The sequence below is a fragment of the Rhizobium sp. BG4 genome, from assembly GCF_016864575.1.
In the GTDB taxonomy this organism is placed as follows: domain Bacteria; phylum Pseudomonadota; class Alphaproteobacteria; order Rhizobiales; family Rhizobiaceae; genus Rhizobium.
Genome location: NZ_CP044125.1, coordinates 392,267 through 414,401 on the forward strand (window position 1 = coordinate 392,267; position 22,135 = coordinate 414,401).

Sequence of the window (22,135 nt, forward strand, 5' to 3'; positions counted from 1 at the left end):
TTACTCGCCTCTCTGCTTTGCCATGCGCAGCAGCATCAGCTTTGCAGCCGCAAGGACGATGAAGGTGACGACAAAGAGGATGAAGCCAAGCGCGATCAGCGACGACAGATAGATGTCGGTATCGGCTTCGGTGAATTCGTTGGCGATGGCGGCGGCGATCGAGTTGCCGGGCTCCATCAGCGAGATCGCGATGTTGTGCGTATTGCCGAGCACGAAGGTGACGGCCATGGTTTCGCCGAGCGCACGGCCGAGGCCAAGGAAGATGCCGCCGACGACGGCGGTGCGGGTGTGCGGGATGACGATATCGCGCACCACTTCCCAGCGGGTCGAACCCAGCGCATAGGCCGATTCCTTCAGCTGCGCGGGTACGACGAGGAAGACGTCGCGCATGACCGAAGAAATATAGGGAATGATCATGATCGCCAGCACGATGCCTGACGTCAGCATGCCGATACCCATCGGAGCGCCGGAGAACAGCAGACCGATGCCGGGGATCGGCCCAAGCCAGTCGATCAGCGCCGGCTGGACATAATCGGACATGAAGGGGGCGAAGGTGAAAAGGCCCCACATGCCGTAGATGATCGAGGGAATGCCGGCGAGCAGCTCGATGGCGCCGCCGATCGGTCCGCGCAGCCAGCGCGGCGCGACTTCGGTGACGAAGACGGCAATGCCAAGGCTGATGGGAACGCCGATCAGCATCGCCAGCGCAGAGGTGACCAGCGTGCCGTAAATCGGCACCAGACCGGCAAAGTGCTGGGCGACGGGATCCCATTCGGTGCCGGTGATGAAACCGAAGCCGAAGGTGCGGAAGGCCAGAAGCCCGCCCCATGCCATGGAGATTGCAGCGGCCAGAAGGGCTGCGAGAACGAATAGGCCGCAGCCCATCACGATCCAGAAGAAAATGCGGTCGCCGGTGGCGCCATCGCGGCGCTTCACCTCCGGCCCAACGGCCGGCAGCGATGCCAGTGCTTCGCTCATATCTATACTCGACTTGCTTTTGAGGGGGCTTCAAAGCAATCGGGGCAGAGAGAAACGCTCCCTGCCCCGGCATTCACGGAGGACTTAGCCCTTGAAGGACGCGGTCCAGTAATCTTCGATCTGCTTGACCAGGCTGGCCGGCAGCGGAACGTAGTCGAGGGAAGAGGCTTCCTTCTGACCGTTCTCAAGCGCCCACTTGAAGAAGGCGAAGGCGGCCTTGGAGCGCTCGGCGTCCTTCGGCTGCTTGTACATGATCGCCCAGGTGGTTGCGGTGATCGGCCAGGCCTTTTCGCCCGGAGCGTTGGTCATGATCAGGTAGAAGTCCTGAGCCTTGCCCCATTCGGCGCTGGCAGCAGCAGCCGAGAAGCTGTCTGCATTCGGCTTCGGATACTGGCCGGCAGCGTTCTCCACGAGAACGTAGGGCAGCTTGTTCTGCAGGGCGTAGGCGTATTCGACGTAGCCGATCGAATCCTTGACGCGGGTGACGTAGGCAGCAACGCCTTCGTTGCCCTTGCCGCCGATACCGACCGGCCAGTTGACGGCGGTGCCTTCACCGACCTTGGACTTCCAGTCCGGGTTGACCTTGGAGAAGAAGTTCGTCCAGTTGAACGAGGTGCCCGAGCCGTCCGAGCGGTGAACGACGGCGATCTGGCTGTCGGGCAGCTTGAGGCCCGGGTTCAGGTCGGCGATGGCCTTGTCATTCCACTTGGTGACGTTGCCGAGGTAGATGTCGGCGAGAACCTTGCCCGAGAGCTTGAGTTCGCCGGACTTGATGCCCTTGACGTTGATGACGGGAACGATGCCGCCGACGACGACCGGGAACTCGCCGAAGCCACCGGCCGAAAGGTCTTCAGGCTTCATCGGAGCGTCGGAAGCGCCGAAATCGACCGTTGCAGCCTTGATCTGGGCGATACCGCCGCCCGAGCCGATCGACTGGTAGTTCAGCTTGTCGCCGGTCTGCTTGTTGTAGTCCGCAGACCACTTGGACAGAACCGGATAGACGAAGGTCGAACCAGCGCCGGTGATGTCGGCGGCAGAAGCGGAGACTGCGAAAGCCGCAGCCAGGCCGGCGCCGAGGCAGGCCGAAAGAAGTTTCTTGGTGAGCATTATGGTCTCTTCCCTGAATGGAACGAACAATCGACGAGACCGGCGCCATGGAGGGGGTATCCATTGGCAAGGGCGCTGAAATTTCCCGTCGCAAAGGCGGGCTAGGCGCTGCACATTACAGTTTGATGACAGTTCTGCGACAGTTCGGAGTCAGCCTGTCAGGACACACACGGCGTGCAAAGATGTTCGATCACTAAATCAAGGATTTAGCCGTTAAAGCCATGTAAACATTACAAAAAGTTAATGTCCGGCTGCGTTGGTTTGACGCAGCCGGACATATCGGATGCCGTCAGGCGACGCCGTAGCGGGCTGCCGGCTTGTCATGAGAGAGGTTCGGAGCAAGTGCTGCGCGCGCCGCGTCAAACGCATTCCAGTCAGCAGCATCGGGCAGTGACGGGATCGTGACTAGCTCACCCCGGTCGAAGCCGGCAAGCGATGCCTCGACCATATCGCCGGCATCCATCACCATCGACGGCGGCAGCTGCTCAAGCGAGCGGCCGCTGCGCTCGAAGATTTCGGTGCGCGTCAAGCCGGGCAGAACGGCCTGTACCTTGACGCCTTTGCCCGCAATCTCGGCATTGATCGCCTGCGTCAGATTGAGAACGAAGGCCTTGGTGCCGCTGTAGACGCCGTTGAAGCGCTCGGCGAGCAAGGCCACGACCGATGCGATGTTGATGATGCCGCCCCTGCCCCGCGCCGCGAAGGTCTGGGCTGCAGCAATGCCGAGACGGTTCACGGCGACGACATTGAGCTCGATCATCGTCTCAAGATAGTCGATGTCATCTTCGAGCAGCGTTCCCCGTGCGCCGATCCCGGCATTGTTGACAAGGAGAGTGATCGACGCATCCTCGCGCAACCGCTTCTCGACCTTGCGCACATCGTCGCGGCTGGTCAGGTCGGCAGCAAGCACTTCGGCCTCGATCCCATGCTCCGCCTTCAGCTTCCCAGCAAGCGCGGAGAGCCGGCCGGCATCGCGCGCGACGAGCAGCAGATCATAGCCGCGCTTGGCGAGGCGATCGGCATAAGTGGCGCCGATGCCAGAAGACGCTCCCGTGATGAGAGCGGTACCGAGAGAAGAGCGGGACATGAGGCAATCCTTTCCATCATTGGATTTAGTGGTATATGCCACTATATTGAGACGAGACGGATTATCCGCAAGAGCAGCCGCGAGATTTTTTAACGCCGATGTTGACGGCAGAGGGCCGAAGCGCGGATACCGGCGCAAGGAGAATGGCGATGAGTGATCAGAACACGCGTTTCGAGAGCTGGCAGGTCTGCAGCAACAGCGCGATCCGCCGTGCCACGCGCCAGCTCGGCCAGCTCTTCGACGAGGTGCTGGCGCCGAGCGGCCTGAAGGGTACGCAGCATACGCTGCTGACGCAGATCCATATGAGCGGCAATCCCTCGCTGAAATTCCTGGCCGACAGCATGGTCATGGACCTTTCGGCGCTCGGCCATACGCTGAAGCCGCTGATCCGCGACGGCCTGGTGGAACTCGTGCCCGACACGAAGGACCGGCGCGTCAAGCGCGTGACGCTGACCGCTTCTGGCCTCGCAAAATGGGAAGAAGCCCACCGCCTCTGGCAGGACGCCCGCCAGCGCTTCGACCATAACTTTGGCCCCGAAGCTGCCCAGGAACTGCGCAACGCCCTCAATCTGATCTCGTCCGATACTTTCGCGGACAGTTTCCGGCAGTGAGGGTTAGAGCCAGGTGTAGCCGCCCCGGCTCTGGGGACTGCAAGTGATCTCCGGACGGGAGGATATGTCCGGACTGTTGAAGCGGCTCTCCCGCTTGAAGGTCCAGCTGCCGTAGGACCAGTTGAGGACCCTGCGCCCGTCGGGATCATCGATGACCAGAATGGCATGGTTGCGAAGATATAGCGCTCCCCCACCATGCTGCGTTACCGGCTGTTCGCGCAATGTCAGTATCGACAGGTCAAGAGTATTGCGGACAGGCTCCCCGCCGGACTGAATGCAGTAAGAACGGCCTGCGGCAATTTCGACCGCTGACCGGTGCACTGCGGCTGCGGTGCCCGCGGTAACGAGGCCGATCGTCACGAAAGCCAGAAAGCCGACGGCGCAGATCCGTTTGAGAAACGCATCCGGCCACGCGAGCCTTCGATAAGCGGCAGCGCAGGCCAGCGCTATCGCGGCAACCATAGTGATGGCGATCATACCTGACATGCGCGCCAGCAGGCCGAACCAGATCAGGAATATCGCCGGCAAAATCGCAGCAAAGAGAATGGCCGCCAGCCAATCGCTTGCATTGGAATACCGCGTGAGCGCGGCCTCGCCTGCAGAGTAAGCAGACCTCACGGAACCGGACCGGGTTTTGCGGGCGGCGACAGCACGGACAGCGAGCGGAACGGAAAAGACCAGCAGCGATGCGGATGTCAGAACAATCGCCAAAGCGACATCGAGGCCCATCCGGTCATCGAAACGCGAGGCTGTCCAGACCCGGTAGTTCACGCAGGCAAGAACGACAGCCAGCAGCCAGAAGACCTTCTCCCAATGGCGATCGAGGCGTAGGGCGAGCCATCCCAGCGCCGCCAAAGGCACGACTGCGACGATCAGGGAGAAGGCAAGGACCGCAATCATCCGCAACGACGCCTACAGCCGGATCACGTAATCCTTGCGAGTCGTTTCAATGACTTCCCAGGTTCCCTTGAAGCCGGGTCTGAGGATCATGCGGTCACCGGCCTTGAGGTGAACGGCGGCGCCGCCGTCTTCGGTGACGATCGAGTGGCCGGAGAGGACGTTGAAATATTCCCATTCGTCGTAGGAAATGCGCCACTTGCCGGGTGTCGCCTCCCAGATGCCGGCGTAGAGGCCGCCTTCGGCTTCCTCGAAATTCCAGGTGCGGAACTGCGGATCGCCGGCGAGGATGCGGTCCGCATCGGGAGCACCGGCCTCCGGTTCGACGGCGTCGATATCGAAAACGAACTGGTTCGGCATAGGGCCTCCTAGCGGGCGGATGTGAGGAGCTTCATGCCGAAGCCCATGAAGATGACGCCGGCCATGGCATCGATGACGCGGCGGCCGCGGGCATAGGCACCGGCAACGGCCGGATTGCGCAGGATCGTCAGCACCAGCGTGTACCAGAGCGACGAGACCAGGACCATGGTGGCGACGGCAAGCGCGCCGTGCATCCAGGAGTGATCGGCCGGCAACGTCGCGGCGAATAGACTGGCGACGAAGAAGGCGGATTTCGGATTGGCGAGATTGGTGGCGAGGCCGGACCAGAAAGCCTGCTTCGGGCTGATTGCGGGGCGCAGCACGGGTTCGCCCGGCAGCGCGCCGTGCCGGTAGGTGCGCCAGAGCAGCTTGGCGCCGAGCCAGAGAAGATAGGCGCCACCGGCGATCTTCAGGAAGAGATAGGCGAAGGGGGCGGCCGCAAATAGCGCGCTGATGCCGAGCCAGCCCGCCAGTCCCCAGCAGAAGGTGCCGAGAATGACGCCCGCGATCACCGCGACCGCAGCGCGCGCAGAGCCTTCGAGCGCCGTGCGCACCACGAGGAAGAAATTCGGGCCGGGCGTGATGGCGGCAACGGCCCAGATGGCGGCAACGGAGAGAAGAAGCATGGGGCTGCGGACTCGCGAGAATGGATTTCGAGCGCGAGCTTAGAGGCTTTGCATCCGGCGGCCAAGGCCGTGGGCGGCGCTATTCCAGCCCGACGCGCTTTGCTCCATCTCGAAAGGGTGCCTGATCGGCCGGGGCCAGATGGAAGGCGATGAAGAAATCGTCCATGCGATAGCCGGGATATCGCTGGTTCAGTGCCGCGACATGCGCCCGCCCCTCATCGAGCCGGCCGGCGATCGCAAGGCAGAACGCGGCGATCGCCATGATATGGGCATGCGCATTCGGGCGGGCCGCCGCCCTCGCCGCCCAATCGGCTGCCTCGTCGAAACGGCCGAGGCGCACCAGCGCGATCGCCCGGCTGGCCAATATGCCGAAGAGCATCGGATCGAAGGGGCTGAGCGATTGCGACTGGTCGGCTGCGGCCAGCGCCGACAGCGGATCGCCGGATTGGCATTGAACGAAGGCCAGCGAATAATGCGCGATCGCAAAGCTCGGGCTGAGATCGACGGCCTGCTGCAGCTCGGCGACCGATTGATCATGCTGCTTGCGCAGGAAATGTGCCCGGCCGAGGGAGAGATGGGCGGCCGGATCGCGGTCGTCGGCCATGAGACCCTGATTGGCGGCGCGATAGGCGAGCTCGGTTTCCGCGTCGCGGTCCGCCCAATGCTGGAAGGCGCTCTGAAAGTGGGTGAAGGAAAGCCCGGCATAAGCGCGTGCGAATGTCGGATCGAGGCTGATCGCCGTTTCGAAGAAATTCCGTGCCTGGTCGTTATCACCCTTGGTGAAGCGAAACATGTGCCAGAGACCGCGGTGATGCGCCTCCCAGGCATCCAGCGAATTGGGCGGCTTCAGGATGGCGCGGTTGCGTTCCAGCGTCTCCACCTCGCGCTCGATCGAGGCGACGACGCGGGTGCCGATCTCTTCCAGCAAGGTCAGCGTTTCCGCCGCGTTCTGATCGAGGCTGTCGGCCCAGACGATGGTGTTGGTCCGCGCCTCCGTCAGCTCTAGCCGGACGATAAGGCGGGTTGCGATGCGCTCGAAGGTGCCGTTGACGACGTAATCGACATCGAGTGCGGCGGCGATCTCGCCGGGAGAGCGCGGCCGCTCCCTCAGCGCAAACATCGTGCCCTGGGCGATCACCCGCAGCGTGCGCAGCTTCGAGAGCCGGGTGATGATGTCATAGACCAGCGCATCCGCCGTGCCGCCGGGGATCGCCAGGGCCGACATATCGTTGAAGGGCATGACGGCGATCGAGGCGCGGCGGGCGCCGCTCTTGGCCGGCTCCGGCGGTTGCGGCTCGGCGGGCTGTGCAGCTGCTGAAGTTCTCGCACTTCGGGCGCCTTCCCAGGTCCGGCGCAGCGAACCGGCATCGAGCCCTTCAGCGGCGAAGGCTCTGGCCGCAGCCTTCATATGCTCCTCCGCCTCGCGGACGCGGCCCTCCGAGGCGAGTGTCGCCAGCAGCAGTTCATGCGGTTTCAGATCGAAAGGGGCGATCTCGATCCAGCGGTCGAGATAGGGAAGCCGTTCGCTGGCATCGAGCCGATCGGCGATGGCTGCGAGGATTTCCGCCTGGATTTCACGGAAGCGGCGGCGTTGGGAAACCAGCCATGTCTCGAAGGCCGGATGGCGCTCGATGACGAGGCCATCGAGGAACTCGCCGGATGACCGGTCCGCAAGCCGGCGCAGCCGCTCCTGCGGCAGGCCGCCCAGTCCCTCGCGGCAAGCGGCAGTGGCCTCGACGGCATCGATGGCGCAACCGGCAAGATCGAGTGCGACGGTATCGCCATGGGCGATGATGCGCTCGCCGATCAGCGAGCGGATCCGGCTGAGGCACCAGCGCAATTCGCCGCGCGGATCGTCTGCCACGTCCCAGAGGAGATCGCAGAGCTGCGCCCTGCCCTGCGGATAGGGAGCAAGGATCAGATAGGCGAGCAGCGCCCGCACCTTGCGCGATCCCGGCAGCTTCAGTTCCGCTCCCTCACGGCGGATGACCATCGGCCCGAGGAGGCAGATTTCGAGCGGCGGCCGCTGCTGGTCCGCCGTTTCCACGGTCGTTCCCACGCCTGATGACACGGCGCCCCCCATGGCCTGCGCCTATACCAGAGCCGTTCGAAGCGGCAGCATCTGTTCACCGGGCGGCCGCTCTTTCACGCTCAACCAATGTGACCCAGGGAGGTCCAAATGTCTACTTCCGCGGCCCTTGCCGGCATGCCCGCTCAACCTGTAACCGATCTTGCAGCGCTGAAAGCCCGCCAGCAGGGCGCCTGGTCATCGGGCGATTACGCCGTCGTTGGAACGACGCTGCAGATCGTCGGCGAATGCCTCTGCGAAGCGCTCGATCTGCGTGCCGGTTCGAAGGTTCTCGATGTTGCGACCGGCAATGGCAATGGCGCGTTGGCCGCCGCCCGCCGCTGGTGCGAGGTGACCGCCACCGATTACGTCCCTGCCCTTCTCGACAAGGCGATGGAGCGGGCGAATGCCGACCGGCTGGCGATGGAATTCATGGAGGCCGATGCGGAGAACCTGCCGTTCAAGGATCAGAGCTTCGACTATGTCATGTCGATCTTCGGCGTGATGTTCACGCCCGACCAGGAGCGCGCCGCCGCCGAGCTCACGCGCGTCTGCAAGCGCGGCGGGTCGATCGGCTTGTCGAACTGGACGCCGGATGGCTTCATCGGCCAGTTGTTCAAGACGATCGGCAAGCATGTGCCGCCACCGGCCGGCGCCCGCTCGCCTGCCCTCTGGGGCACGCGCACCAGGCTCGAGGAGCTGTTTCCGGCCCATGTCGCGTCGATTGCCGCGACGCCGCGCCAGTTCGTGTTTCGCTACAAGTCGCCGGCGCATTGGCTGGAGGTGTTCCGGACCTTCTACGGTCCGGTGCTCAAGGCCTTCGGCGCGCTGGACACGGCTGACCAGATGGCACTTGCCGGCGAGCTGACCGACCTGATGATCCGCTTCAACCGGGCCGAGGACGGAACGATCGTGGTGCCGAGCGACTATCTCGAAGTGGTCATCACACGGCACTAGAGGGGGCGCAGGCATGCAGCGGGCGGAAGCGTCCGCTGCATGTCGCGAGACAATTTCACGAGGCATATCATGTCCGAGACGAACGAATTCATCTCCGAGGTGACGAAGGCCGCCCATCAGCTCCAGACGCTTGGACAGGATGAGGCCCACCATCTGATCCTCCGGTCGGTCACCGAGATACGCACGATGCGCGCGCTGGTCGGCATTCCGGCCAACAGCAATCACGACGCCGTCTTCGATCTCCTGAAGATCGCCACGTCGGCCACAAGGCAGACGCCCGGAGATCTCGCACGGGCGCTGCTGATGGCGGCCGACATGATGCGCACGCTCGACATGGTGATCGACAGCCGCGCCGCCATCTGCCTGACCGGCACCTGCCAGTCGAAATAGCCGCTCGGGGGCCTCTCAGATGTGGTTCGTCAGAGATCGCCGGGCCGGCCGTCAGGAAGACGCGACGATGCCGCGCAAGAGCAGGTCGATGCCATCCAGATAGTCCTTTCGGTCGCCGTGGGCGGGCAGCTGCGCCGCCACGCTGCGCGTAAACGGATAGCTCTCGGGATCGAGTTCCGACCAGGCTGCCGCGACCTCCGCGAGAAAACTTGCTCGTTCAAGCCCTTGGACACCTGCAAGCTTGGCGTTTGCCGCGTTTTGGCCCGCCACGCCCAGAATGTACTTGAGCAAGGCAGAAACGGCAGACCATTCGTGTTCGGCAGAAACGCCGAGCAAGCGGACCTGCTGACCGATGCGCTCGAAAATGCGCACCATCGGCAACTGCCCGGGCGCCGACATCAAAGCCGCGCCGACCCATGGATGGGCGTCGATGGCATCGAATAGATCCAGCGCCAGGGCGCGGATCGTTTCCTGCGGCGATGCTCCCGCCGGCTTTGCTTCCATTGTCCGGGCGATGATCTCGTCACAGGCTGCCGTCACAAGATCGCTTTTACCAGCGACGTGCCAATAGATGGCACCCGGCCCCGTCGCGAGCAACTTCGACAACGCCTGGAAGGTCAGGCCGCCTTCTCCGCCTTCATCCAACAGCCGGATAGAGGCGTCGATAATCTGTTCTCTGGTGAGGGACCGCTGCCGCCTCGATCGTGTGTCGTTCCGTTCTTTCATGGAATATCCTTGACATGAATGGAACGGCATTCCAACTATGGAATGACATTCCATTAGAGTTGCGAGGCAGTTTGTCATGCAGAAATCAGTAACGATCATCGGTGCCGGTCTTGGAGGGCTCATGCTCGCCAGGGTCCTCCGCGTCCACGGCATCACATCGACCATCTACGAAGCAGAGACGTCTCCAATCGCACGCGGCCAAGGTGGTATGCTGGATATCCACGAGGAGAACGGACAGCGGGCACTCAAGGACGCCGGGCTGTTCGACGAGTTCACGAAGCTCGTCCACCCTGGCGGCCAGCAGAGCCGGGTCCTCGACATACACGGCAAGGTCCTGTTCGATCATCCGGACGATGGCACCGGCGGCCGGCCGGAAGTTCCGAGAGGCGAGCTTCGCCGTATTCTGATCGAGTCGCTTTCTGACGGTGCGATCCGCTGGGATCACAAGGTGACGTCGATCAGCGCGCTGGGCAGCGGGCAACATCTGGTGAAGTTCGCGAACGGTACGACAGCGGCCGCCGATCTTCTCGTAGGCGCAGATGGGGCGTGGTCGAAGGTGCGCCCGCTCATTTCAAGCGCCAAGCCGGCTTACTCCGGCATTTCGTTCATCGAGACCTATCTTCGCGATGCCGACGCCAATCACAAGCCGACCGCAGATGCCGTCGGCGGCGGTTCGCTGTTCGCCGTCGCTCCTGGCAAGGGCGTCCAGGCTCACCGCGAACCGGGCCAGGTATTGCATGCCTACATCGCCCTGAAGCGCGCGGAAGAATGGTTCGAACGCATTGACTTCTCCGATCGTGCGGCAGCATGCGCCGCTATCGCCGGAGAGTTCGATGGTTGGGCTCCCGAACTCACCGCCCTGATCACGCGTGCCGACACAGTGCCGGTTCTGCGGATGCTCCACACTCTGCCCGCCGACCATCGTTGGGATCGCGTTCCCGGCGTGACGCTTGTCGGCGACGCGGCGCATCTGATGATCCCCTCAGGTGAAGGGGCCAATCTGGCAATGTACGATGGCGCGGAACTCGGGAAAGCGATCGCCGCCCATGAGGACGATATCGAAACAGCGCTTTCTGTATATGAACGGGAACTCTTCGCTCGCAGCGCGGCTGCGGCAGTGGATGCCACCGGGATGATGGACGTGCTGTTTTCGATGCCGTTCCAGATGTTGAAGGTCACGGCACTGTTTACGCCATGGGCGTCGATAAGCCTCAGGCTGTAACCGTGAGCGGGTCGTCGCGCTCAGGGGAAAAATTCCAACGACTGAATGGGAGAACGCCCTCGATCATCACGACGGCTCCCGATCACTAAAGGGGACGAACGTCCGACCGCTGGGACGCCGATCCTCTGCGGCGATGCGCAGGTATTCGCGGGTGATCAACGGCGATCCTCGGTTGATCGCCATGTGACCTGAAGGAACGATCACGTTCATGATCTTCCCAGCCGAGCCGCCGCCGATCGTGATGAAATCATGCATGTATTCATCCTTGTGGAGATTGGAGGACGATGCGAACGGGAGCCTGGCATCGACATCCGCGAGAAAGGTTTTGAGGCGGCCGCGGCCCGCTGGCTTCGAATGATCGAACTCCGTCATTGGGAAATTCGGGAATAGTCCTCGGTTGTAGAGCTGCTTGTTCGCCTCGACGGCGACTTGGACGCTCCGCAGTCCTGCGAGCAGGATGTTGCACTGTCGCTGATTTGCGATGTGCTGAAGCAGCGCAGCATGAGAAGACGCTTTGGTTCTCGAGACCTCAAAAAGGAAATGCGCGTCGTCGATGATAAGGAGTTCCGTTTCCATGTCGCCGAGGCGGCGGGTGACGGTGGAGTTCATGGACGACAGAGTCATCCGAGGAATCGTCGACGCGCCGGTCGCGGTGAAAATCTGGCGCGCGAATTCAATGCGATCCCAGTCTTCCCGTGCCTCAACGTAAGCGACGGGGACGCGCCATCCTCGTTCGCCAAACACGGGCGGATGCTTGGTGGCGTAATACTGAACGAGGAAGGACTTTCCTGTTCGCGAGTCTCCGATCACCCCGCCGATCGAGCCGGAGGCATGCTTTCCGCCGTCGATGGGCCTGTGAAACCTGTCGATGAATTCGAGTCCCTTGTTGAACCGGCGGTGAGGTACGATCAGGAACGTAATCATGTCCTGACGTTTTTCGACGGGAAGACTGGCGGCGGCTCGTCGCTCCTCGTCCGATGTAAATGCCGTCAGATGGAATTCCGGAAGAAATCTCAGCTGTGGCTTGGCGAGTTCCAGGTTGGCCATCAATCGTCCTCGTCGTTGTCGTAAAGTTTCCGCAGATGTTCGATGTCGTCCGTGTCTAGGTAGCCGGACAGGTGTCCTCGGTGTTCCGCTACGCCGGGTTTCGGCTTGGGCTGTTTAAGCGCGGCATGTTCCGCAGCCTTCGCCACCAAAGGGTCGCGGGGAACGAGCCGACCGTCCTCATCGCGCTCGTGGATAACGGCCGGCGTATCGTCGGCGCGATAGTCGTTAGCGGCGGGAGAGGCGCGTTTGCGACCGCGCGGAGAGAAGGGATTGGCGTGATCGATGAAACCCGAACTGGCCGCTGCGCTCGTGACCGTTTCCGCGACACGACTGCGGCGCGTCTTGTTGGACACCCCTCGGTAGAACGCGACGAGCTTGTCAGCGGTCTTATGTTTGTTGCGCTCGGCATGGATTGCGCTCAGGTCATCCCCAAACGCCTTCAACGACGCCTCCAAGTCTCTGATGTTGGTCACGGAACGGCGACTGTGCTTGTTGTGATGCTGGATGGCGCGCTTGTGCTGATAGAGCCGAAGACCACTTGCATAGCTCAGATCGGCGGCGACAGCGGGCACCTTGACCGCCGTGTCCGCACCCGGAACGGTCACGTAGATGAAGCCAAGGTCGGAAGGATCGCGACAGCACTTGTAGAGCGTCGTCGGCTTGCGTGGTTTCCTGGCCTTTGCCCTGTTCGGAGGGGTACTCGTCGGCGACGTTGCCATCACCACCAGTTCAGGCGACGAATAACGGATGTAATCCCAAACGATGCAGCCGTCCTGGATGGCCGCCTCGTGTTGTTCGCCGGAAAGCCTGGCGAAGATTTCGGGATTGATCGGCTGGCGATTGCCCGTCTTGTGGATGTTATCGTCAAAGAGCTGCTGAGGAATGCCTTTGAGGCTTCGGAGGAAGCCCAATCCCTTGTGAGACGACCTGTTGTAGTCTCAGACCCACGCGGTGATGTGCTTTACCAGCTCGGAGAACGTGATCTTCGGCTGCCCCAGTTCCTTTTCCTTGCCGCCCTCCTTGCGCCTCACAACGTTGGAAAGAGTGGTCCCGGGAAGATTATGAATGAGGCTGTCGTTCAAGGTCCTGATCGTTCGCTCGAGCCCACCCTTGGAGTTCGGTTCGCCAGGTCGGACCTCGTGTAAGGTGACGCCGATCTCGTCGCAGAACGCCCTCATGTTGTCGCTCTGTAAGTGGGTGTCGGCATCCACCACGAGAACGCTCATGAGACCGTGCATGGTCCAGTCGAGGCCTGGGTACTCGGACATGTCTTTCGGGTAGACGGCTTGCTTGAAGCCGTGGAGGAACGCCTCGAAACTGGGCTTCCCAAAGAAAACCGTGAAACCAATGACGCCCGCGCTCATGCGGTCGCGAAACAGGATGATGTTGGGCCGTCCCCAGATGTAGCTGTAGAAGTCGTCGAAGACGGTTACGTCCAACTCCGTATAGTCAACCTCGACGACTTCGAGCGGGACGGTCGGCAGAAGCTGCGGAATTCGCAGGTCATGGATGCGCATCGCCGTCTCGAGGTCCTTGCGCAGGACATCACGCGTGAAATGATCGACACCGTAAAACCGCCTCTCGATTGTCGACTGATGTGGTTTGACGATGTTGCCCTCGTCGTCGGTAACAAGGGGAATGAGGTCCTTGTTCTCTTGCTTGAGAAGGAGCTTCTCGTACGCCTCACGCGCATCGAGTGCTGTCCCCTTGGGCAACGACCAAGCTTCCTCGACCGCTTCACGGAACAGGTCTTCGAGGCGATCACAGTAGGCATGCTCGCGATTGCCGCGTGACTTGCCAGGAGCCACCGCCAGCAGACGGTTGAACGGGTTGTCGATGTACGCGCGGATAGCATTTTTGAGGGTGTTGTAGCAGGGAGGCGTTTCGTCTCCGATCTTCGCTGCGTGCTTCAGGGCGGCACTGAGGATCAACTTGCGCTTGGGCATGACAGTGCCCTTCCCGCCTTCTCTCAGGATCGCTACGACGTAATCAAGCTTTCGCTCCCCAGCCTTTCTCTGCTCGGGATCAAGCGCGATCGAGGTCTCGATGTTCCTCCCCGTCTGCTTCGATTCATGCGGAATAAAGCGTCCCTGTCGCTCGAGCTGGCTGATTTGCCAGTTTGAAAGATGGCCAGGCTGATCGCTTGCTACGTTCTGGACATGGAATTTTCCCCCAAGGCCGTTCCACTCGGCATAGGAAACGACAATGAAGTGTCCGATCTTTGATCGCTCGACGTTGATGATCGAGAACCGATAACCCTTGGGGAAGCTATAGACTTGGACCTTCTCGCCTTCCCTCGGATTGGTGGGGATGTCGAGTTGTCGGATGTCGAGTGCCACCGGCAAGTTGTCGCGCTTGAGGAAGTCATTGTGTCTGACGAGAGACATGTCTCAGTCCTCCCCATCGATACCATCAGCGGTCACAAACGTGACTCGCGTGTTTTCCGAGATGGGCATCCCGAGATCGATCTGGACTTCTCCGGAGATGGCAAGCTGAAGCACGCAGGCGACGGCTGCCTCGCGGTCTTCATAGCGGGACAAATCGACGATCCAGCCAATGGTCGTTGCTCCCCCGCCAAGCCCGTCGATGACCCGGCGTACTGCGCGCATGGCCTGCGGATCACGGGCGCGGTTGTCGCGCCATAGGCGGCGGACGTTGTCCATGCGAGGCTGCATGTGGATGGCAAGCTCGGTGATGATCGAGTAGCTGGCACCGAATTGGTCGGCATACGCTTGTTCGAGCTGCCCCCTGCTTCGCTCGCGGAACCATTGCTCTTGCAGGATGGCTTCTGAGACGACATCAGCATAGATCACACCCCCATCCACCTTGAGGATGCCAAGGGTGGGAATATGAGTGGCCGTCCCATTCGGTCCGTAGCGGTCGAACGTCTGATACTCGAGCTTCAAAGGATACGGTGAGATCAGCAGGACGGAGGGATCGACCTCCAGATGCCAGAGGTAATCCCGCATCAAAGGCTCGGCGGCACGAATGCCCTTCCCGGAAACAGACTTTCGAGATGGCACGTGGTTCGGGGTTCCCCGGCTTTCTTTCTCTTTGGGACCTGAAAGACAGGCTCATGGCCGGGTGCGAACCCGTACGGCAACCTATCTCTCATTGCCGCCCTCTCTCGCAGCGCGCTCGGCTTTGCCTTTCTGGCTGGGGTGAGGACGACGATTTTGGTGATCGTCTCGGCCGAAACGCCAAGGCGTTCGGCCTGTGCGGTCGAAATTTTGAATGGCGGCGGACTTGGTGTGATCCGAACAAACATACGCAGTTCTCCATTCCGGCGCGCATAGCGGCCGGTTAACGCTGAACAAAACAGAGCGACGTCACGTCAGGCCGCTAAGCGACCTATTCGGAAGGTGGAGGATGCAAGTTTTCTCATGAAGACCCGCTGGAGCTAGTGGACTTGTCATTCAGATGGCAGCCGTAAGCGTTCCGGTTTCCCGGTCGGCTTTATATTCGGACTGTTAAAACCATCATGTTCGACATTGCTCTTCCTGCGGTTGGGATCGCGAGGCATCGCCTTCAATCAACGATCGATTCGAACAAATAGCGAACACATTTGATTTGTCAAGAGGGTAAAATGCTTGCGGGCACGGAAAACCGGTCACGCACGCGGGTATCGCCACGTGTCAACGATGCGTTAACCTCCACCGGTCATAGTGGGAAGGCTTAGAGAAGCATGCATACCTCCTTTCTTTCTTTGTCGGGAAGGATGGCAATGAGAGAGCCGGGCCGGTCGCCAAACCAGTTTTTCGCCGGCTCTCTCCTCCTCCCCGAAAATTCGATGGATTGTGATCGAGTTCGTTTGCCGAGGTCGAGCTTGTCGTCATCTACTTAAAGAGAACTTAACGGCTTCCAGAGCGACTTCGGCTTCATCGGCACCACGAGAAGGCCGCGTTAACTTTTCCGCACTCACGCTACGCTGCCATTGCAGGAAAGCCTGTGTGCCTCCGCCAAAAACCGCGAGTTCTTAAATTACCAAAATGCACTCGCTCGTCTCGCCATCTCCCATCGGGGTCTATGTTTGAAAGAATGGACGTCGACACGTTTCGCGGCAGACGTGACGGAAGCCTGCTGAGGCTCTGGTCTATCTCATTCGACACTTTGCCTGTCGTATGAGCCCGGCGTACCGGAGACCGATTGAGTTTTTCGAATTGTGGACTTCACGTGGCGTCTTCAATTGTGCCGCGCGACGGGGTCTTCGATAAAGAGTAACATTGCCCAGCGGCGCGGCTCCATCCGAGCGGTCTCCGCTCCGTGCGCCGCGACCGCGAGTTCTGTAATTTCTTGGAGGCGGTCTTTCGAGGTGGGTCGGTAGTGACCGCGGGAGGATTGACCTTGGATTGGTCTTCTGGCTGGCTTCGCGCGACCTCTGTCGCGCGGCAATGGGTTAACAAAACGGCCTTCGAGCACAACCAAAAAAAATTTCAAAAGACTGCTTTTTCTCGAAGTTCGACCACCGAAAGCGCCCTGTTTTCAGGGGTTTTGGTGGTCGACTCAATACAACCTGCTCAAAAAAGTTGTCAAAGGAACTGACGTAGGTGTCAGAGGTTTGTGACGAACTACATCAGATCTTCGCCAGCGACTGTTCGAGGTCGGCGATGATGTCCTTAACGTCCTCGATGCCGATCGACAGGCGCACGACATCAGGGCCGGCGCCGGCGGCGATGCGCTGCTCGTCGGTCAGCTGGCGGTGGGTCGTGGAGGCCGGGTGGATAACCAGCGAGCGGGTGTCGCCGATATTGGCGAGGTGCGAGAAGAGCTCCAGGCCTTCGACGAAGGTCTTGCCCGCCTCGTAGCCGCCCTTGACACCGAAGGTGAAGACCGAGCCGGCGCCCTTCGGCGAATAGCGCTGCTGCAGCGCATGGTTCGGATCGTCTTCCAGGCCGGCATAGTTGACCCAGGCGACCTTGCTGTGCGCCTTCAGCCATTTGGCGACGGCAAGGGAGTTCTCGCTATGGCGCTGCATGCGCAGCGGCAGGGTTTCGATGCCGGTCAGGATCAGGAAGGCGTTGAAGGGCGAGATTGCCGGCCCGAGGTCGCGCAGGCCGAGAACGCGGCAGGCGATCGCAAAGGCGAAGTTGCCGAAAGTCGAGTGCAGCACCACGCCGTTATATTCCGGGCGCGGGCTCGACAGCATCGGGTAATTGCCGGATTTCGACCAGTCGAAGGTGCCGCCATCGACGATGATGCCGCCCATCGAATTACCGTGGCCGCCGAGGAACTTGGTCAGCGAATGGATCACGATATCGGCGCCGTGTTCGATCGGGCGGATGAGATAGGGCGAAGCCATCGTGTTGTCGACGATCAGCGGCAGACCGTGCTTGTGGGCGACCTCGGCGATCGCTCCGATATCGACGAAGGTGCCGCCCGGATTGGCGAGGCTTTCGATGAAGATCGCCCGGGTCTTGCCGTCGATCTGGCTTTCGAAGCTCTTGGGATCGGCGACATCGCCCCAGCGCACCTGCCAGCCGAAATTATCGAAGGCGTGGCCGAACTGGTTGATCGAACCGCCATAAAGGCGCTTGGCGGCGACGAAATTGTCGCCCGGGCGCATGATGGTGTGGAAGACGATCATCTGCGCCGCATGGCCGGAAGCGACGGCGAGAGCGGCCGTGCCGCCTTCGAGTGCGGCAACGCGCTCTTCGAGCACGGCCTGCGTCGGGTTCATGATGCGGGTGTAGATATTGCCGAAGGCCTGCAGGCCGAAAAGCGAGGCGGCGTGGTCCGCGTCGTTGAAGACGTAAGCCGTCGTCTGGTAGATCGGCGTCGCGCGGGCGCCGGTCGCCGGATCGGGCTGCGCACCCGCGTGAACTGCCAGTGTATTGAAGCCAGGATTATTGCTTGCCATGAGGCCCTCCCATCGTTGTCGATGGCCGCAGCATAACCAAGGCGCAGCAAATGTTAATCGCCTGCCGTTTCAACCAACGGAAGAAACGTGGAAAATCCGTTCGCTATCCCGCAAGCCGCGGAATTTCGATTGCCGGGCAGCGGTCCATGACCACCTTGATGCCGCCGGCTTCGGCGCGCCGGGCCGCATCGTCATCACGCACGCCAAGTTGCGCCCAGATGACCCGCGGACGGACGGCGAGCGCCAGCGTCTCGGTCACCACTTCCTGCAGATATTCCGAAGCGCGGAACACATCGATCATATCGACCGGCACCGGTATATCCTCAAGCTTGCCATAGACCAGCTGGCCGTGAATCTGCTTGCCCGCCTGGCCGGGATTGACCGGGATCACCTGATAGCCGCGCGAGAGCAGATATCCCATCACGCCGTTGCTTGGCCGCGCCGGGTTTGGCGAGGCGCCGGTGAGAGCGATCGTCCGCACCGAATTCAGTATGTCGGCAATATAGCTGTCGCTGTAGTGATCGTGATCCATTGGCCCGTCCCCCGTCGGCATTTTTCCACCCAGTTGAAACCTGCAGTTATTTGGAGCGTATATATAGCCATAGGGTTCCCAAGGAGGAATGGCCCATGAAAAAACTTGCGCTCACGCTCGCCATCGTTCTGGTGGCATCTCCGTCTTTCGCGATCTCCCGTCTCAACCCGCTGGCGATGAGCTGCGCCAGTGCCCGGGCGGCGGTGCATAACCAGGGCGCGGTGATCTTCCGCTGGACCTCGCCGCGCGGCCTGCCGCTCTACGACCGCTTCGTGCGCAACAGCCGCTATTGTGACGCCAACCAATATGCCGAGTGGAAAAACATACCGACTCGCGACGATCGCTCCTGCCCGGTGCTCAATTGCCAGAACATAGACAATCTGGACGGGAATTTCCTGATTCCAGACAATTCATTGTGACGTATCGGGGCGTGTGAGAAACCGCTCTCACCCGGGAATGCCGGGCGCTGCATTTCGCGCATTTGCGAGGCCATTGCGATGAAATGCAGCCTATGGGAGCACAATTTTCACGATGCCAGAATAATAGAATAATCTCTATATTTCAGCAGGATAACCAGTTGGTGAATAGATCCGGACACAGATGTTCCACTTCCGTTTCATCTTTAAGCCAGCTTCGTTCACGCATATATTAGAAACACCTCACAGTTGAGTTCGGCGAATCGGAATAAACGCATGAGGAGTGCTCGCAAAACGGGTCCATGCAAAGTCCCGTCTTTGGATTTTGCGAGCCTCGAACAACCGATAAACGTGCCGTCAGGTTGCAAAATATGACAGGCGCATTGCTTTTTGCCCGGCCGGGGCTCATACCGCTGCAGCAGTCTCGCCCCACCGTTTCCGGTCTCGATCGTGCCCCTCGACGTCATTCTTCTGGTTCTCTTCGGCGCTCTTCTCCATGCGACATGGAACGCCATCATCAAGGCCGGCGTCGACAAGTCGCTGGATGCGGCACTGGTATCGGCGGGTGGCGCGGTCTCGGCCCTTCCCTTCCTCGCCTTCCTGCCGCTGCCCAATGCGGCGGCATGGCCGTTCATCGGCTGCTCGGCGATCCTGCAGTTCGCTTATTTCCAGCTGGTGGCCGGCGCCTACAGGGCGGGTGATATCGGGCTGGTCTATCCCTTGATGCGCGGCTGCGCGCCGCTTCTGATTGCCGCGACCAGTAGCTTCGTGCTTGGCGAAACGCTGACCGGTGGCGCCTTGATCGGCACGATGACGATCTGCGCCGGCATTCTGACGCTTGCCTTCGAGGCCCGGCATGGCAGCCGCCACGCGATCATGCTGGCGCTGATCAATGCCTGCGTTATCGCCACCTATACCTATGTCGACGGCATCGGCGCCCGGCTTTCCGGCAATGCGATTTCCTATACGCTGTGGATGTCGCTGCTGCCGCCGGTGCTGCTGTTTGCCTGGGCGATCTCGCGCCGCGGCGCCCGCGTCGTCGCCATCCATGTCCGGGTGCACTGGTGGCGCGGGCTGATCGGCGGCGCAGGCTCGATCGCTTCCTACGGTTTCGCACTCTGGGCGATGACCAAGGCGCCGGTCGCAACCGTCGCGGCGCTGCGCGAAACCTCGATCCTCTTCGCGCTGATCATCTCGGTGCTGGTGCTGAAAGAACGCGCCAGCCCTTGGCGCTACCTCGCCGGCGTCATCATCGCCGCCGGCGGGTTGATCCTGAAGCTTGGGTAGCTTCAGGCGGCCGACTGCGCGGGAATGACCTCACGCGAAATCTTCTCGCCATTTTCCCGTTCGGCAACGGCAAGATCGAAGGCCGACTGCAGGCTCAGCCAAAACTGCGGATCATTGCCGAAATAACGTCCCAAACGCAGCGCCGTGTCGGGACTGATGGCGCGTCGCTCGTTCAAAATCTCGGATACCCGGCCCGAATTGATGCGCAGCGCCAAGGCAAGCGCGTTGCCGCTCATATTGCGAGCCTCAAGCTCTTCCTTGAGAATGCTTCCGGGGTGAACCTCAAACATGTTCGTCCTCAATGATAGTCGACAATTTCCACATCCCAGGCGTGGCCGTCTTCGAAGCGGAAACACAAGCGCCACGGCCCGTTGACAATCATCGCCCATTGGCCTTTGCGATCGCCCGACAACTTGTGCAAGCCCACTGATTTCAGCGGGCTCAGATCGTCGAGTGATTTTGCGTTGTGCAGCATGACCACGCGCTGCTTTGCCTTAACGACGTCGAGGTCGGAAAACTTCGACTTGCCGGTTTTCAGGAACTGTTCAGTCGCGCTTGTCGCCACGCTACGGATCATTCGCCAAACATACTACGCGCGGCGTAGTATGTCGAGCGTTACTCCTCCGGCCAGACCGGCATGCGCTTGCCGAGGAATGCGCCGATCCCCTCTTCTGCATCGGCTGTCAGCATACTGTCGACCATGGTTTCGGCGGCGAAGGTGTAGGCTTCCTCAATCGGCATTTCGAGCTGGCGATAGAAGGCTTCCTTGCCGATGCGGATCGCTTCCGGCGATTTCGAGGCGATGACGGAGGCGTATTTCGTCACCACCTGCGTCAGATACTGCTTCGGCACGATGCGGTTGACGAGGCCGAAATCCTTGGCGGTCGAGGCGTCGATGGTTTCGCCGGTCAACAGCATTTCCATCGCCTGCTTGCGATGCGCGGCGCGCGATACGGCGACCATCGGCGTCGAGCAAAACAGACCGATATTGACGCCCGGCGTGCAGAAGGTCGCTGTGTCGGTGCAGATCGCCAGATCGCAGGAAGCGACCAGCTGGCAGCCTGCTGCCGTCGCCAGGCCGTCGATCTCGGCGATCACGGGCTTCGGCAGACGGGCGATCTCCAGCATCAGGTCGGCCGCCAGCGCAAAGCTCTCCTCGAAGAAGGCGACGCCGTCGTCGGCATCGGCGCGGTGTGCGGTCAGCTCCTTCAGGTCATGCCCCGCAGAGAAGACGTTGCCGGTCGAGGCGATGATGACGACGCGGACCGCGGAGTCTTCGCCAGCGGCCTGGAGTTCGCCCATCAACGTTTCCATGACGGCGATCGACAGGGCGTTGGCTGGCGGATTGTTCAAGGTCAGCCTGAGAACGCCGTCATTCAGCTGGCGCAGCACCAGCGCGCCCTCACCCGCCTTGTCTGGATCTTTCCGGAAGGAAACGACTTCGGCCATTGGTCTAACTCCCTGCATGTATCTTTCGTGCTAGATGTTCTGCCACAGCCAGCCGGCAATTTCGAGGAGAAGCGATGCAACCGGTCATGACGATCGACGAGGTCCACCGTTTTCTGGAGACGGCCTTTCCGCAGATCCACACGGACGGACGCGTGCTGGAGGTGATCGATATCGCGCCCGGCAAGGCCTCGATGCGGCTCGATCCCTCAGAACGGCATCTGCGGCCGGGCGGCACGGTTTCCGGCCCGGCGCTTTTCACGCTGGCGGATGTCACCGCCTATGTCGCCGTGCTCGCGCATATCGGCCCGGTGGCGCTTGCAGTGACCACAAATCTCAACATCAATTTCCTCCGATTGCCGAAGCCGGAGCCGACCTTTTGCACCTGCCGGATTCTCAAGCTCGGCAAGCGTCTGGCGGTGATCGACGCCTCGATCTTTCAGCGCGATGAGAGAGAATTGATCGCACAGGCCACCGCCACCTACTCGATTCCGCCGCGATAAATATGAGGTATCATAATA

24 protein-coding genes are annotated in these 22,135 nt (G+C 61.1%); 7 read left to right on the forward strand and 17 right to left on the reverse strand.

Annotated features, from left to right (window positions below; genetic code table 11):
* The 3 genes from pstC to F2982_RS02135 all read right to left on the reverse strand — a co-directional run bounded on the left by pstC (window position 1) and on the right by F2982_RS02135 (window position 3,172).
* A complete protein-coding gene (pstC, locus tag F2982_RS02125; protein WP_112718689.1) occupies window positions 1-978 on the reverse strand; it encodes a phosphate ABC transporter permease subunit PstC in 978 nt (325 codons plus the stop codon).
* An 84-nt stretch (window positions 979-1,062) separates the two neighbouring features.
* On the reverse strand, window positions 1,063-2,085 hold the full coding sequence (gene pstS, locus F2982_RS02130; protein ID WP_203429091.1) for a phosphate ABC transporter substrate-binding protein PstS: 1,023 nt from the start codon (window positions 2,083-2,085) through the stop codon (window positions 1,063-1,065).
* Window positions 2,086-2,374: 289 nt separating this feature from the next.
* Window positions 2,375-3,172: an SDR family oxidoreductase gene (locus tag F2982_RS02135; protein WP_203429092.1), complete on the reverse strand. Its 798-nt coding sequence runs from the start codon at window positions 3,170-3,172 to the stop codon at window positions 2,375-2,377.
* 149 nt (window positions 3,173-3,321) lie between these two features.
* On the opposite strand from F2982_RS02135, the gene F2982_RS02140 reads away from it, so the two are divergent.
* A complete protein-coding gene (locus F2982_RS02140; protein ID WP_203429093.1) occupies window positions 3,322-3,783 on the forward strand; it encodes a MarR family transcriptional regulator in 462 nt (153 codons plus the stop codon).
* 3 nt (window positions 3,784-3,786) lie between these two features.
* On the opposite strand, the gene F2982_RS02145 is transcribed toward F2982_RS02140, so the two are convergent.
* From F2982_RS02145 to F2982_RS02160, 4 genes are all read right to left on the reverse strand, one after another.
* Complete coding sequence (locus F2982_RS02145; RefSeq protein WP_203429094.1) at window positions 3,787-4,683, reverse strand: hypothetical protein; 897 nt, start codon at window positions 4,681-4,683, stop codon at window positions 3,787-3,789.
* A 12-nt stretch (window positions 4,684-4,695) separates the two neighbouring features.
* Window positions 4,696-5,040 carry a cupin domain-containing protein gene (locus F2982_RS02150; protein WP_203429095.1) on the reverse strand — a complete coding sequence of 115 codons (345 nt, stop codon included), beginning with the start codon at window positions 5,038-5,040 and terminating at the stop codon, window positions 4,696-4,698.
* Window positions 5,041-5,048: 8 nt separating this feature from the next.
* Complete coding sequence (locus tag F2982_RS02155) at window positions 5,049-5,666, reverse strand: LysE family transporter (RefSeq protein WP_203429096.1); 618 nt, start codon at window positions 5,664-5,666, stop codon at window positions 5,049-5,051.
* Between the two features lie 79 nt (window positions 5,667-5,745).
* Window positions 5,746-7,737: a tetratricopeptide repeat protein gene (locus F2982_RS02160; protein ID WP_246777493.1), complete on the reverse strand. Its 1,992-nt coding sequence runs from the start codon at window positions 7,735-7,737 to the stop codon at window positions 5,746-5,748.
* 108 nt (window positions 7,738-7,845) lie between these two features.
* Here F2982_RS02160 and F2982_RS02165 point away from each other — a divergent pair, with 108 nt between their 5' ends.
* Entirely contained in the window at window positions 7,846-8,691 is an 846-nt protein-coding gene (locus F2982_RS02165; RefSeq protein WP_203429098.1) for a methyltransferase domain-containing protein, read from the forward strand.
* A 69-nt stretch (window positions 8,692-8,760) separates the two neighbouring features.
* Complete coding sequence (locus F2982_RS02170; RefSeq protein WP_203429099.1) at window positions 8,761-9,081, forward strand: hypothetical protein; 321 nt, start codon at window positions 8,761-8,763, stop codon at window positions 9,079-9,081.
* A 51-nt stretch (window positions 9,082-9,132) separates the two neighbouring features.
* On the opposite strand, the gene F2982_RS02175 is transcribed toward F2982_RS02170, so the two are convergent.
* Window positions 9,133-9,807 carry a TetR family transcriptional regulator gene (locus F2982_RS02175; RefSeq protein ID WP_203429100.1) on the reverse strand — a complete coding sequence of 225 codons (675 nt, stop codon included), beginning with the start codon at window positions 9,805-9,807 and terminating at the stop codon, window positions 9,133-9,135.
* A 121-nt stretch (window positions 9,808-9,928) separates the two neighbouring features.
* On the opposite strand from F2982_RS02175, the gene F2982_RS02180 reads away from it, so the two are divergent.
* Entirely contained in the window at window positions 9,929-11,029 is a 1,101-nt protein-coding gene (locus F2982_RS02180) for an NAD(P)/FAD-dependent oxidoreductase (RefSeq protein ID WP_246777494.1), read from the forward strand.
* Window positions 11,030-11,095: 66 nt separating this feature from the next.
* Here F2982_RS02180 and F2982_RS02185 read toward each other — a convergent pair whose 3' ends face one another.
* From F2982_RS02185 to F2982_RS02210, 6 genes are all read right to left on the reverse strand, one after another.
* Window positions 11,096-12,076: a TniB family NTP-binding protein gene (locus F2982_RS02185; protein WP_203429102.1), complete on the reverse strand. Its 981-nt coding sequence runs from the start codon at window positions 12,074-12,076 to the stop codon at window positions 11,096-11,098.
* Window positions 12,076-12,987, reverse strand: a complete 912-nt coding sequence (locus F2982_RS02190) for a hypothetical protein (protein ID WP_203429103.1) — start codon at window positions 12,985-12,987, stop codon at window positions 12,076-12,078. Before F2982_RS02190 ends, F2982_RS02185 begins: the two co-directional genes overlap by 1 nt.
* Before the next feature lie 27 nt (window positions 12,988-13,014).
* Window positions 13,015-14,463, reverse strand: a complete 1,449-nt coding sequence (locus F2982_RS02195; RefSeq protein WP_203429104.1) for a DDE-type integrase/transposase/recombinase — start codon at window positions 14,461-14,463, stop codon at window positions 13,015-13,017.
* A 3-nt stretch (window positions 14,464-14,466) separates the two neighbouring features.
* Window positions 14,467-15,045 carry a hypothetical protein gene (locus F2982_RS02200; protein WP_203429105.1) on the reverse strand — a complete coding sequence of 193 codons (579 nt, stop codon included), beginning with the start codon at window positions 15,043-15,045 and terminating at the stop codon, window positions 14,467-14,469.
* A gap of 1,604 nt (window positions 15,046-16,649) precedes the next feature.
* On the reverse strand, window positions 16,650-17,933 hold the full coding sequence (locus tag F2982_RS02205) for an O-acetylhomoserine aminocarboxypropyltransferase (protein ID WP_203429106.1): 1,284 nt from the start codon (window positions 17,931-17,933) through the stop codon (window positions 16,650-16,652).
* 103 nt (window positions 17,934-18,036) lie between these two features.
* Complete coding sequence (locus F2982_RS02210; protein WP_112718710.1) at window positions 18,037-18,465, reverse strand: CoA-binding protein; 429 nt, start codon at window positions 18,463-18,465, stop codon at window positions 18,037-18,039.
* A 95-nt stretch (window positions 18,466-18,560) separates the two neighbouring features.
* Between F2982_RS02210 and F2982_RS02215 the strand changes: the two genes are divergently transcribed.
* Together F2982_RS02215 and F2982_RS02220 are read left to right on the forward strand one after the other, a co-directional pair.
* Entirely contained in the window at window positions 18,561-18,884 is a 324-nt protein-coding gene (locus tag F2982_RS02215; RefSeq protein WP_112718711.1) for a hypothetical protein, read from the forward strand.
* A 447-nt stretch (window positions 18,885-19,331) separates the two neighbouring features.
* Entirely contained in the window at window positions 19,332-20,168 is an 837-nt protein-coding gene (locus tag F2982_RS02220) for an EamA family transporter (protein ID WP_112718713.1), read from the forward strand.
* 2 nt (window positions 20,169-20,170) lie between these two features.
* Here F2982_RS02220 and F2982_RS02225 read toward each other — a convergent pair whose 3' ends face one another.
* From F2982_RS02225 to F2982_RS02235, 3 genes are all read right to left on the reverse strand, one after another.
* Entirely contained in the window at window positions 20,171-20,404 is a 234-nt protein-coding gene (locus F2982_RS02225) for a HigA family addiction module antitoxin (RefSeq protein WP_246777495.1), read from the reverse strand.
* A gap of 62 nt (window positions 20,405-20,466) precedes the next feature.
* Window positions 20,467-20,745 (reverse strand): type II toxin-antitoxin system RelE/ParE family toxin, encoded by a 279-nt coding sequence (locus F2982_RS02230; RefSeq protein ID WP_203429107.1) that lies wholly within the window; start codon window positions 20,743-20,745, stop codon window positions 20,467-20,469.
* 38 nt (window positions 20,746-20,783) lie between these two features.
* Window positions 20,784-21,617 carry an enoyl-CoA hydratase gene (locus tag F2982_RS02235; RefSeq protein ID WP_112718716.1) on the reverse strand — a complete coding sequence of 278 codons (834 nt, stop codon included), beginning with the start codon at window positions 21,615-21,617 and terminating at the stop codon, window positions 20,784-20,786.
* Window positions 21,618-21,691: 74 nt separating this feature from the next.
* Here F2982_RS02235 and F2982_RS02240 point away from each other — a divergent pair, with 74 nt between their 5' ends.
* Window positions 21,692-22,117, forward strand: a complete 426-nt coding sequence (locus F2982_RS02240; protein WP_203429108.1) for a PaaI family thioesterase — start codon at window positions 21,692-21,694, stop codon at window positions 22,115-22,117.
* The last annotated feature ends 18 nt before the right edge of the window (window positions 22,118-22,135 follow it).